General features: G+C 43.5%; 8 protein-coding genes and 1 tRNA gene. All 9 read left to right on the top strand.

The genetic code is table 11. The features are described from left to right. The first annotated feature begins 44 nt into the window (after positions 1-44). The 9 genes from DPG01_RS17535 (at position 45) to rpoC (ending at position 12,384) form a co-directional block, all read left to right on the top strand. A tRNA-Trp gene (locus tag DPG01_RS17535) sits at positions 45-120 on the top strand. 75 nt (positions 121-195) lie between these two features. Further along, positions 196-636, top strand: a complete 441-nt coding sequence (gene secE / locus DPG01_RS17530; protein WP_110975929.1) for a preprotein translocase subunit SecE — start codon at positions 196-198, stop codon at positions 634-636. 7 nt (positions 637-643) lie between these two features. Further along, positions 644-1,177: a transcription termination/antitermination protein NusG gene (nusG, locus tag DPG01_RS17525; protein WP_110975928.1), complete on the top strand. Its 534-nt coding sequence runs from the start codon at positions 644-646 to the stop codon at positions 1,175-1,177. A 117-nt stretch (positions 1,178-1,294) separates the two neighbouring features. Then, complete coding sequence (gene rplK, locus DPG01_RS17520; protein ID WP_086209742.1) at positions 1,295-1,723, top strand: 50S ribosomal protein L11; 429 nt, start codon at positions 1,295-1,297, stop codon at positions 1,721-1,723. 3 nt (positions 1,724-1,726) lie between these two features. Next, entirely contained in the window at positions 1,727-2,422 is a 696-nt protein-coding gene (gene rplA / locus DPG01_RS17515) for a 50S ribosomal protein L1 (RefSeq protein WP_086209741.1), read from the top strand. Between the two features lie 298 nt (positions 2,423-2,720). Then, positions 2,721-3,227, top strand: coding sequence for a 50S ribosomal protein L10 (gene rplJ / locus DPG01_RS17510; RefSeq protein WP_086209740.1), 507 nt, complete (start codon positions 2,721-2,723; stop codon positions 3,225-3,227). 48 nt (positions 3,228-3,275) lie between these two features. Continuing rightward, the gene (rplL, locus tag DPG01_RS17505) at positions 3,276-3,641 is read left to right on the top strand and encodes a 50S ribosomal protein L7/L12 (RefSeq protein ID WP_004692767.1); all 366 of its coding nucleotides are present in this window, start codon (positions 3,276-3,278) and stop codon (positions 3,639-3,641) included. Positions 3,642-3,942: 301 nt separating this feature from the next. Further along, entirely contained in the window at positions 3,943-8,031 is a 4,089-nt protein-coding gene (rpoB, locus tag DPG01_RS17500) for a DNA-directed RNA polymerase subunit beta (RefSeq protein ID WP_110975927.1), read from the top strand. Between the two features lie 153 nt (positions 8,032-8,184). Beyond that, complete coding sequence (gene rpoC / locus DPG01_RS17495) at positions 8,185-12,384, top strand: DNA-directed RNA polymerase subunit beta' (RefSeq protein WP_086209738.1); 4,200 nt, start codon at positions 8,185-8,187, stop codon at positions 12,382-12,384. The last annotated feature ends 36 nt before the right edge of the window (positions 12,385-12,420 follow it).

Genomic DNA, 12,420 nt, shown 5'->3' with positions numbered 1-12,420 from the left:
AAAATAAAAATGCAAATTGGGGTTTAGGCTCCAATTTGTTTTGCAGGCTAGTAGTTCAATTGGTAGAGCGTCGGTCTCCAAAACCGAATGTTGGGGGTTCGAGTCCCTCCTAGCCTGCCAACTTTTTTATAAAAGATCTTGATGTCGGCAAAACTGGTCATATAATAAGTCGCGAAACCTACGACGAGTACAAAAATGTCGAATGAAAAATTACGTGACGCACAAGGCGACGCGGCAATCCCTCAAAGAAATAATTCTGCTGAAGTAGTTAAATCGGGTTCTCCTTTAGGCGTGGTCTTATGGATTATTGCATTGATTTTATTAATTGGTGCAACCATGGTGAATCAACATCTACCAGCATATTGGGCACCAGCCAACGATATCTGGGTGCGCGTTGGGGTAATTTTGGCTTGTATCATCGTGGCATTCGGTTTATTATACGCCACCCATCAAGGCAAAGGCTTTGCTCGTTTGTTGAAAGACTCGCGAATTGAGCTACGTCGAGTGACTTGGCCAACAAAGCAAGAAACCGTGACCACATCTTGGCAGGTGCTTGCAGTAGTTGTTGTTGCATCCATTTTATTATGGTGTTTTGACTACATTTTAGGCTGGTTAATGAAGTTTATTATCGGGTAAGAGAGCTATGAAACGTTGGTACATTATTCATGCCTATTCAGGTTATGAAAAACAAGTGATGCGTTCACTTAATGATCGAATCCAGCGTAGCGCTGTAGCCGATAGCTTTGGTGAAGTCCTTGTTCCTACCGAAGAAGTGGTAGAAATGAAGGACGGTAAGAAGCGTAAATCTGAACGTAAGTTCTTTCCAGGCTATGTATTGGTCGAAATGGAAATGAATGATGAAACTTGGCACATTGTTAAAGAATGTCCAAAAGTTTTAGGTTTTATTGGGGGTACGGCTGAGAAACCTGCACCAATTACCCAACGTGAAGCAGATGCGATTCTTGCTCGTGTACGCAATACTGGTGAAGCACCACGTCCGAAGACGATGTTTGAACCAGGCGAAGAATTACTCGTAATTGACGGTCCATTCACAGACTTTAAAGGTGTGGTGGAAGAGGTTCTATACGAAAAGTCACGTTTAACGTTGACTATTAATGTATTTAATCGACCAACTCTGGTTGAACTGGAATTTCGCCAAGTCGAAAAATCAGTTTAATAGATGTTGTTTGAAAACGCCTGACTTATTTATAGGTCGGGCATTGTTGTTGTAACGATATCGTTACTTATAAATTGGGGAGCCTTCACCGGCGTTTGTACCCAGAGGTAATTTGAAATGGCTAAGAAGATTGACGGCTATATCAAGCTGCAAGTTCCAGCTGGTAAAGCGAATCCATCTCCACCGATTGGTCCTGCACTAGGTCAACGTGGTGTTAACATCATGGCATTCTGTAAAGAATTCAATGCTGCAACACAAAAAGTTGAAGTTGGTTTACCAATTCCTGTTGTGATCACTGTGTACAACGACAAGTCGTTCACATTCATCATGAAAACTCCTCCTGCATCTATTCTTCTTAAGAAAGCTGCGGGCATTCAAAAGGGTTCATCTGTACCAAACAAAACTAAAGTTGGTAAGTTGACTCGTGCTCAATTAGAAGAAATCGCGACTACTAAGGAACCAGATTTGACTGGTGCTGATTTAGACGCACGTGTTCGTACCATCGCTGGTTCTGCACGTTCTATGGGCTTGGAAGTGGAGCTATAAGACATGGCAAAGTTAACTAAACGTCAAAAAGCCATTGCTGCTGCTATTGAAGCAAACAAAGTTTACACTTTAGAAGAAGCAGTTGCTGTTCTTGCTGGTCTTCCTGCTGCGAAATTCAAAGAATCTTTGGATGTTGCGGTAAACCTAGGTGTTGACCCTCGTAAATCTGACCAAGTTGTTCGTGGTGCAACTACACTTCCTGCAGGTACTGGTAAAACTGTACGTGTAGCTGTGTTTGCTCAAGGCGCTGCTGCTGAAGCTGCTAAAGCTGAAGGCGCGGACATTGTTGGTTTTGATGACCTTGCTGAAAGCATCCAAGCAGGTAACCTTGACTTCGACGTTGTGATTGCTGCTCCTGATGCAATGCGCGTTGTAGGTAAATTAGGTACGATTCTTGGTCCACGTGGCTTAATGCCAAACCCTAAAGTGGGTACTGTAACTCCTGACGTAGCTACTGCAGTTAAAAATGCAAAAGCTGGTCAAGCACGTTACCGTGTAGACAAAGCAGGTATTATCCATGCTGCGATCGGTCAAGTAGGTTTTACTGCTGAAGCTGTTCGTCAAAACGTTGAAGCGTTAATCGCTGACCTTAAGAAAGCAAAACCTGCAACTTCTAAGGGTGTTTACATCAAAAAGATCACTTTAAGCTCAACTATGGGTCCTGGTCTTACTGTTGATGTACAGAACGTTTCTAACTAAGTTTAACTTAGACAGAATTTTAAAGCCCTGAGTAAAAATCAAAGCGCTGCTTTGATTTTTACGCAAGAAACGCTCTGTCGTATTTTGCAAACTTAGGCAAACTTTGAATTGATAAATGTAAATTTGTCAGCGTCAAAGACCTCAGGCGAGAGTAATTTCGATTACTTTCTTAATCTTCCAGCCTGCGTAGACGCGGTGGTGTGATTTGTTCATCCTCCGCGTGTAAGTTCAGTGATGAACTTGCGAATTGGGAGTGTACTTCGCGTAAGTACATAAATCACCGTTAGGAGGTTTTACAATGGCTCTTCTTATCGAAGGCAAAAAACAGATCGTTGCTGAAGTAACTGAAGTTGCTTCTACTGCGTTTGCTGCTGTTGTTGCTGACTACCAAGGTTTAACTGTTGAGCAATTAACTGCTCTTCGTGTTGAAGCTCGTAAGTTAGGTGTTGCTACACGTGTTGTACGTAATACTTTGGCTAAACGTGCTCTTCAAGATACGCAATTCAATATCTTGAACGACAACCTTGTTGGCCCAACAATTTTAGCTTTCTCAACTTCTGCAGATGATATGGGTGCTGCGGCACGCTTATTCGAAGAATTTGCGAAAACTAATAAAGCATTTGAACTTAAAGCTGCTGCATTTGAAGGCAAACTTTATCAAGGCGAAGAAGTTAGCGTTATCGCGAATCTTCCAAACCAAGAGAAAGCGCTTACTATGCTTGCAAGCGTTCTTCAAGCTCCTATTTCGAAATTGGGTCGCTTACTTACAGCGCTTCAAGAGAAAAACGAGTCAGAAGCTGCATAAGCTCAAACTTAAACACACATCATTCAATACCCATTTGGAGTTACTCTCATGGCTTTAACAAACGAAGAAATCTTAAACGCAGTTGCTGAAAAAACTGTTCTTGAACTTGTTGAACTTATTTCTGCTTTCGAAGAAAAATTCAATGTATCAGCTGCTGCTGTAGCTGTAGCTGCAGGTCCTGCTGCTGCTGCTGCTGAAGAGCAATCAGAATTCAACGTTGAGTTGACTTCTTTCGGCGCGAACAAAGTAGCTGTAATTAAAGCAGTTCGTGAAATCACTGGTCTTGGCTTGAAAGAAGCTAAAGACATGGTTGAAGGTGCTCCTTCAGTTCTTAAAGAAGCTGTTTCTAAAGAAGAAGCTGAAGAACTTAAGAAGAAACTTGAAGAGACTGGTGCTACTATTACTATTAAGTAATGTTACCAGGGGGAGAATATTATTTTCTCCCCAAAAATTGGCTGATGGCTCTTGGGTCATCAGCCTTTTTGCGTTACAATAATCGGCTCGATTTTTGTTTGCTTGGTGGAAAATCCATCAAATTAAAATAAAGATAAAAATCAAACGCTTACCAATATTTTTCAAATTTAAAAATATTGGTAAGCGTTTCAATACCACTGAAAATTGCAGCATTTGTAAAAAGTGGTGGCCATATCGGCCTGCGTAATTCCTTCTGAGCCCGTTCTGCAGGCGGGCTCGGTTTACTTTCCGAGGACTCCAGATGGCATACTCATATACCGAAAAGAAACGGATCCGTAAGAATTTTGGTAAATTGCCTAGTGTTATGGATGCTCCGTACTTGCTCGCGATTCAAGTCGACTCGTACAGAACATTTTTACAAGATGGCAAATCACCAAAAAACCGCGAAGATATCGGTCTGCAAGCCGCGTTTCGTTCAGTTTTTCCTATAGAAAGTTATTCTGGCAATGCTGCTTTAGAATTTGTTGAGTATAGTCTTGGTAAGCCTGAGTTTGATGTACGCGAATGTATTCTTCGTGGCTCAACTTATGCAGCACCAATGCGCGTAAAAATTCGTTTGATCTTAAAGGATCGTGAAACGAAGTCTATTAAAGACGTGCGTGAGCAAGAAGTGTACATGGGTGAAATGCCACTCATGACGGATAACGGTACTTTTGTGATCAATGGTACTGAGCGTGTAATCGTATCTCAATTACACCGCTCTCCAGGCGTGTTCTTCGATCACGATAAAGGCAAAACCCACTCAAGTGGTAAAGTACTTTATTCTGCACGTATTATTCCTTACCGTGGTTCATGGTTAGATTTCGAATTTGATGCCAAAGACCTTGTTTATGTACGTATTGACCGCCGTCGTAAATTACTTGCGACTGTGGTTCTACGTGCACTCGGCTATGACAACACGCAAATCTTAGATCTATTCTATGAAAAAGTGCCTGTATACCTAGACATGGGTAGTTACCAGATTGACCTCGTACCTGAGCGTTTACGCGGTGAAATGGCACAGTTTGACATCGTAGATAACGATGGCAAAACGATTGTTGAGCAAGGTAAACGTATTAACGCACGTCACGTGCGTCAAATGGAAGCTGCAGGTCTTGAAAAACTTTCAGTACCTGATGAGTACTTGTACGAGCGTATTACTGCTGAAGACATCACTTTAAAAGATGGTGATGTGATTGCAGCAAATACTTTGCTTAGCCATGAAGTGATGGTGAGGTTGGCTGAAGGTGGTGTTAAACAATTTAACATTCTATTCACCAATGACATTGACCGTGGTTCATTCGTTGCAGATACTTTACGCGCAGATACAACGACAGGCCGTGAAGAAGCACTGGTTGAAATCTACAAAGTGATGCGTCCAGGCGAGCCACCGACGAAAGAAGCGGCTGAAAATCTATTCAATAACTTGTTCTTCTCTTCTGAACGTTATGACCTCTCTCCAGTCGGTCGTATGAAGTTTAACCGTCGTTTGGGCCGTCCTTACGAAGTGGGTACAGATCAGAAGTCGCGTGAAGTTGAAGGCATTTTGTCGAACGAAGATATCACTGATGTACTCAAAACATTGGTTGAAATCCGTAACGGTAAAGGTGAAGTCGACGATATCGACCACTTAGGTAACCGTCGCGTACGTTCAGTTGGTGAAATGACTGAAAACCAATTCCGTGTTGGTTTAGTTCGTGTAGAGCGTGCAGTTAAAGAACGTTTAAGCCAAGCTGAAACAGATAACTTGTCTCCGCAAGATTTAATCAATGCGAAGCCAGTTGCCGCTGCAATCAAAGAGTTCTTTGGTTCAAGCCAATTGTCTCAGTTCATGGACCAAAACAATCCATTGTCTGAGATTACGCACAAGCGTCGTGTATCTGCACTTGGTCCGGGCGGTTTGACACGTGAGCGTGCAGGCTTTGAGGTACGTGACGTACACCAAACTCACTATGGTCGTGTATGTCCAATTGAAACGCCTGAGGGTCCAAACATTGGTTTGATCAACTCGCTTTCAGTTTATGCGAAGTGTAATAACTTTGGTTTCTTGGAAACACCATACCGTAAAGTAGTTGATGGTCGTGTAACTGATGAAGTTGAATACTTATCTGCAATTGAAGAAGTGGGTACTGTCATTGCACAGGCCGATTCTGCAGTTGATAAAGATGGTACGTTAACTGAAGAAATGGTTTCTGTACGTCACCAAGGTGACTTCGTTCGTATGTCACCTGAAAAAGTAACGCATATGGACGTATCTGCACAACAGGTTGTTTCTGTTGCAGCATCGCTTATTCCATTCCTTGAACACGATGACGCCAACCGTGCATTGATGGGTTCAAACATGCAACGTCAGGCTGTTCCGACATTGCTTGCTGACAAGCCGCTTGTTGGTACAGGTATGGAAGCAAACGTAGCACGTGACTCAGGTGTGTGTGTGATCGCAAACCGTGGTGGTGTGATTGAGTTTGTTGATGCATCTCGTGTAGTCATTCGTGTCAATGAAGACGAGATGGTTGCTGGTGAAGCAGGTGTAGATATTTACAACCTGATCAAATATACCCGTTCGAACCAAAATACATGTATCAACCAAAACGTTGTTGTACGTTTAGGTGATAAAGTGGCTCGTGGTGATGTTCTTGCCGATGGTCCTTCGACTGATGGCGGTGAGCTTGCACTGGGTCAAAACATGCGCGTTGCGTTCATGACGTGGAATGGTTACAACTATGAAGACTCGATCTTGTTATCAGAACGTGTACTTCAAGAAGACCGTTTAACCTCGATTCACATCCAAGAATTGTCATGTGTCGCACGTGATACTAAGTTAGGTGCAGAAGAAATTACTGCCGATATTCCTAACGTTGGTGAAGCTGCACTGTCTAAGTTGGATGAGTCTGGTATTGTTTATATCGGTGCTGAAGTAACTGCTGGCGATATCCTTGTGGGTAAAGTAACTCCTAAAGGTGAAACACAGTTAACACCTGAAGAAAAATTGCTCCGTGCAATCTTCGGTGAAAAAGCTGCTGATGTGAAAGATTCATCATTACGCGTTCCATCGGGTACTAAAGGTACCGTGATTGACGTTCAAGTGTTTACACGTGATGGTCTTGAAAAAGATGAACGTGCTCAAGCAATTGAAAAAGCGCAACTTGATGCATACCGTAAAGACTTGAAAGAAGAATACAAAATCTTTGAAGAAGCAGCACGTGAACGTATTGTTCGTTTGTTGACAGGTCAAGAGTCGAACGGTGGTGGTACAACTAAACGTGGCGACAAGCTTTCTGAAGATGTGTTGTCTGGTTTAGAGTTGGTTGATTTACTTGAAATCCAACCAAGTGATGAAGCGATTGCTGAACGTTTAACACAAATTCAAGTGTTCTTGAAAGAAAAGAGCTTTGAAATTGATGAGAAGTTTGCAGAGAAAAAACGCAAACTTTCTACAGGTGATGAATTAACAACAGGTGTATTGAAAGTTGTTAAGGTTTACTTGGCTGTTAAACGTCGCATCCAACCGGGTGATAAGATGGCGGGTCGTCACGGTAACAAGGGTGTTGTTTCTAACATCTTGCCAGTTGAAGATATGCCGCACGATGCCAATGGTGTTCCAGTCGATATCGTATTGAACCCGCTGGGTGTACCGTCACGTATGAACGTGGGTCAGATTCTAGAGACTCACTTAGGTATGGCAGCGAAAGGTCTTGGCGAAGAAATCGACAAGATGTTAAAAGCGCAACGTACTGTACTTGAGCTTCGTGGATTCTTAGACAAGATTTATAACAAAGTTGGTGGCGAGCAAGAAGATCTTGATAGCTTAACTGATGATGAGATCTTGGTTCTTTCTGGTAACCTTCGTAAGGGTGTTCCACTTGCAACGCCTGTATTTGATGGTGCTGAAGAATCACAAATTAAAGACTTATTAGAGCTTGCGAACATTTCACGTACTGGTCAAACAGTATTATATGATGGTCGTACAGGTGAACAGTTTGACCGTCCTGTAACTGTAGGTTACATGTACATGCTGAAACTGAACCACTTGGTAGACGACAAGATGCACGCGCGTTCTACTGGTTCTTACTCATTAGTTACTCAACAGCCGCTTGGTGGTAAAGCACAATTCGGTGGTCAGCGTTTCGGTGAGATGGAAGTCTGGGCGCTTGAAGCATATGGCGCAGCTTACACGCTTCAAGAAATGCTTACTGTTAAGTCGGATGACGTTGAAGGTCGTACCCGTATCTATAAGAACATTGTAGATGGTAACCATTATATGGACCCAGGTATGCCTGAATCGTTCAACGTATTGACCAAAGAGATCCGTTCTTTAGGTATCAACATTGAACTGAAAAATGGTGACTAAGAAATCTCCCCCAGCCCCTCTTTATTAAAGAGGGGAGTAAGTCCCCCTTTATAAAGGGGGATTTAGGGGGATTAGATATTCCCAAATTTCAGTAAAAACAATATTTGTGACCCAGTTGGGAGAGCGTAGCTCCCCAACACACGGAGAAAAAAATTGAAAGACTTGCTCGATATCATGCGCAAAAAGACGGATTCAGACGGTCATGCTCCAGTTGAGTTTGATCGCATCCGTATTGGTCTTGCGTCACCAGAAATGATTAAGTCATGGTCTCATGGTGAAGTTAAAAAGCCTGAAACCATTAACTATCGTACGTTCAAACCAGAACGTGATGGTTTATTCTGTGCCAAAATTTTTGGCCCAGTCAAAGATTACGAATGCTTGTGTGGTAAATACAAGCGTATGAAATACAAAGGCGTCATTTGTGAAAAATGTGGCGTTGAAGTAACAACTGCGAAAGTTCGTCGTGAGCGTATGGGTCACATCGAGCTGGCGTCTCCAGTTGCACACATTTGGTTCTTAAAATCACTTCCGAGTCGTATCGGTCTATTATTAGACATGACTTTACGTGATATTGAACGTGTATTGTATTTCGAATCTTACGTGGTTACTGACCCAGGTATGACTCCATTTGAGAAATACCAACTTTTAAACGATGAAGAATACTTCAATGCTTTAGAAGAACACGGTGATGAATTCACTGCGAAAATGGGTGCAGAAGCTGTTCAAGACTTGTTAAAAGACATTGATCTTGAAAACGAAATTTCACGTTTACGTGAAGAAATTCCAAACACAACGTCTGAGACGAAGCTGAAAAAAGCGTCTAAGCGTTTGAAGTTGATGGAAGCGTTTAAAGAGTCAAACAACAAGCCAGAATGGATGGTGATGAATGTACTTCCAGTACTTCCACCAGATCTTCGTCCGTTAGTACCACTGGAAGGTGGTCGTTTCGCGACTTCTGATTTGAATGACCTTTACCGTCGTGTGATCAACCGTAACAACCGTTTGAAGCGTCTTCTTGACCTTGCAGCGCCAGACATTATCGTACGTAACGAAAAACGTATGTTACAAGAGTCTGTCGATGCATTGTTAGACAACGGTCGTCGTGGTCGTGCAATCACAGGTTCGAACAAACGTCCGCTTAAATCTTTGGCTGACATGATCAAAGGTAAGCAAGGTCGTTTCCGTCAAAACTTACTTGGTAAGCGTGTAGACTATTCAGGTCGTTCGGTCATTACCGTAGGTCCTACTTTACGTTTGCACCAATGTGGTCTTCCGAAGAAAATGGCACTTGAACTCTTCAAGCCATTCATTTTCGCGAAACTACAAGCATCTGGCCAAGCAACCACCATTAAAGCTGCGAAGAAAATGGTTGAGCGCGAAACGCCAGAAGTTTGGGACGTTCTTGCTCACGTGATTCGTCAACACCCTGTGATGTTGAACCGTGCGCCTACACTTCACCGTTTGGGTCTTCAAGCATTTGAACCGATCCTGATTGAAGGTAAAGCGATTCGTCTTCACCCGCTCGTTTGTGCTGCGTTTAACGCCGACTTCGACGGTGACCAAATGGCGGTACACGTACCATTAACACTTGAAGCGCAGTTAGAAGCGCGTGCGTTAATGATGTCGACCAACAACATCTTGTCTCCAGCGAACGGTGAGCCAATCATCGTACCGTCTCAGGACGTTGTCTTAGGCTTGTATTACATCACGCGTGATGCGATCAATGCCAAAGGTGAAGGCATGGTGTTTGCAGATACTCACGAAGTGAACCGTGCACTTGCAACAGGTCAGGTAAATTTACACGCTCGCGTAAAAGCACGTGTACACCAGACTGTGATTGATGAAAATGGTAACCGTGAACAGCAAACCATTGTTGTGGATACCACACCTGGTCGCTGCTTACTTTGGGAAGTTGTGCCAGAAGGTATGGATTTCCAACAAATCAACGTTGAGATGACCAAGAAAAACATCTCTAAATTGATTAACTCTTGCTACCGTAAATTAGGTCTTAAAGATACAGTGATCTTTGCGGACCAATTGATGTACTTAGGTTTCCGTCAAGCGACACGTTCAGGCGTATCGGTCGGTATGGAAGACATGGTGATTCCACCTGCGAAGTACTCAATTATTGAAAAAGCGGAAGTTGAAGTTCGTGAAATTGAGCAACAGTTCGAACAAGGTTTCGTAACTGCGGGCGAACGTTACAACAAAGTTGTCGATATTTGGGCACGTACCAACGACCAAGTAGCGAAAGCGATGATGGACAACTTGTCTTTTACTACTGTTAAAAACAAACAGGGTGAAGATGAGAAGCAAAAATCATTCAACTCGATCTATATGATGTCTGACTCAGGTGCTCGTGGTTCGGCAGCTCAGATTCGTCAGTTAGCGGGTATGCGTGGTTTGATGGCGAAACCAGATGGTTCGATCATTGAAACTCCAATTAAAGCGAACTTCCGTGAAGGTTTGACCGTACTTCAGTACTTCATTTCAACACACGGTGCGCGTAAAGGTTTGGCCGATACAGCACTGAAAACAGCAAACTCTGGTTACTTGACACGTCGTCTTGTAGACGTAGCGCAAGACTTGGTTATTACTGAGCCTGACTGTGGTACTTTGGGCGGTCTTGTCATGACTCCGTTCATTCAAGGCGGTGACGTGATCGAGAACTTAGGTACTCGAGTACTGGGCCGTGTTGTTGCTGAAGATGTGAAGAAAGCAGGTTCTGACGACGTTATCCTGCCACGTAACACTTTGATTGATGAGAAACTTGCAAACTTCTTGGAAGAGCAAGGTGTCGATGAAGTTAAAGTACGTTCAGTGGTTGCGTGTGAATCTACATTCGGCGTATGTGCGAAATGTTATGGTCGTGACCTTGCACGTGGTCATCAGGTGAACCCTGGTGAGTCTGTGGGTGTTATGGCTGCGCAGTCGATTGGTGAGCCGGGTACACAGTTAACAATGCGTACCTTCCACGTAGGTGGTGCTGCAAGCCGAACGTCTGCTGCAAACAGCGTACAAGTTCGTAATAAAGGTACCGTACGTTTCCACAATGTGAAAACAGTACAACATGCTAAAGGTCACTTGGTATCGACTTCTCGTTCAGGCGAAATCGGTATTGCAGATGATTTAGGCCGTGAGCGTGAGCGTTATAAACTGCCATACGGTGCGTCTATCTTGTTGAAAGATGGCGAAGCTGTAGAAGCAGGCGGTATCGTAGCGACTTGGGATCCGCACACCCACCCACTTGTAACAGAAGTTGCAGGTAAAGTACGTTTCAGCCAAATTGCTGATGGCGTCACTGTTACCTCTAAAACTGATGATGCAACTGGTATGACAACGATTGAAATCTTACCTGTGACTGCACGTCCTGCATCTGGTAAAGATTTACGTCCTGCTGTTGTTCTTGATACGACGGATGGTGGTGAGCAGTTTTACTTCCTACCACAAAACACGATTCTTTCTGTCCGTGATGGCGAAACAATTGGTGTGGGTGACGTTATTGGTCGTGTACCACAAGAAACTTCACGTACGCGTGACATTACCGGTGGTCTACCGCGTGTAGCTGACTTGTTCGAAGCGCGTAAACCGAAAGAGCATGCAATTCTTGCTGAAATTTCAGGTGTTGTAAGCTTCGGTAAAGAGACTAAAGGTAAGAACCGTTTAGTGATTACTCCAGATGATGGTTCTGAGATTTACGAAGAGCTGATTCCTAAATGGCGTACCATTAACGTGTTCGAGGGTGAGCATGTCAACCGCGGTGAAACCATTTCTGATGGTCCACAAAACCCGCATGACATCTTGCGTTTGAAAGGTGAAGTTGCATTAACCAACTACATCGTGAACGAAGTTCAAGACGTTTACCGTCTGCAAGGTGTAAAAATCAACGACAAGCACATTGAAGTCATCGTACGTCAAATGTTGCGTAAAGTTGATATCACTGATGGCGGTGATACAAGCTTCATCAAAGGCGAGCAAGTGGATTACATCCGTGTAATGCAAGAGAACCAAGCTGTTCTTGCGCAAAACAAGTTCCCTGCGAAGTTTGAACGTCAATTGATGGGTATTACCAAAGCGTCGCTTTCTACTGACTCATTTATCTCTGCTGCATCGTTCCAGGAAACCACTCGCGTGTTAACTGAAGCGGCTGTAACAGGTAAAGAAGATGATTTACGTGGCTTGAAAGAGAACGTGGTTGTAGGTCGTTTGATTCCTGCAGGTACGGGTCTTGCGTATCACTTAGAGCGTCGTCGTCAAGAAGCTGAAGCTGCAGAGCATGAGCTTGTAAACGACTTCTCTGATGTGGATCAAGCATTAAGCCAAGCATTTAGCGATGAGTTTAACGGTCTGTAATTAGCCCTTTAAATGAATAAAAAGCCACCTTCGGGT

The sequence above is a fragment of the Acinetobacter sp. WCHAc060042 genome, from assembly GCF_003231195.1.
Lineage (GTDB): Bacteria > Pseudomonadota > Gammaproteobacteria > Pseudomonadales > Moraxellaceae > Acinetobacter.
Note: the sequence above shows the minus strand (reverse complement) of the source record. Positions and strands in the feature narration are given on the sequence as shown.

What these genes read in the sequence shown, in the direction of transcription:
- secE (WP_110975929.1), top strand. Translation starts at nt 196, where the DNA reads ATGTCGAATGAAAAATTACGTGACGCACAAGGCGACGCGGCAATCCCT.
- nusG (WP_110975928.1), top strand. Translation starts at nt 644, where the DNA reads ATGAAACGTTGGTACATTATTCATGCCTATTCAGGTTATGAAAAACAA.
- rplK (WP_086209742.1), top strand. Translation starts at nt 1,295, where the DNA reads ATGGCTAAGAAGATTGACGGCTATATCAAGCTGCAAGTTCCAGCTGGT.
- rplA (WP_086209741.1), top strand. Translation starts at nt 1,727, where the DNA reads ATGGCAAAGTTAACTAAACGTCAAAAAGCCATTGCTGCTGCTATTGAA.
- rplJ (WP_086209740.1), top strand. Translation starts at nt 2,721, where the DNA reads ATGGCTCTTCTTATCGAAGGCAAAAAACAGATCGTTGCTGAAGTAACT.
- rplL (WP_004692767.1), top strand. Translation starts at nt 3,276, where the DNA reads ATGGCTTTAACAAACGAAGAAATCTTAAACGCAGTTGCTGAAAAAACT.
- rpoB (WP_110975927.1), top strand. Translation starts at nt 3,943, where the DNA reads ATGGCATACTCATATACCGAAAAGAAACGGATCCGTAAGAATTTTGGT.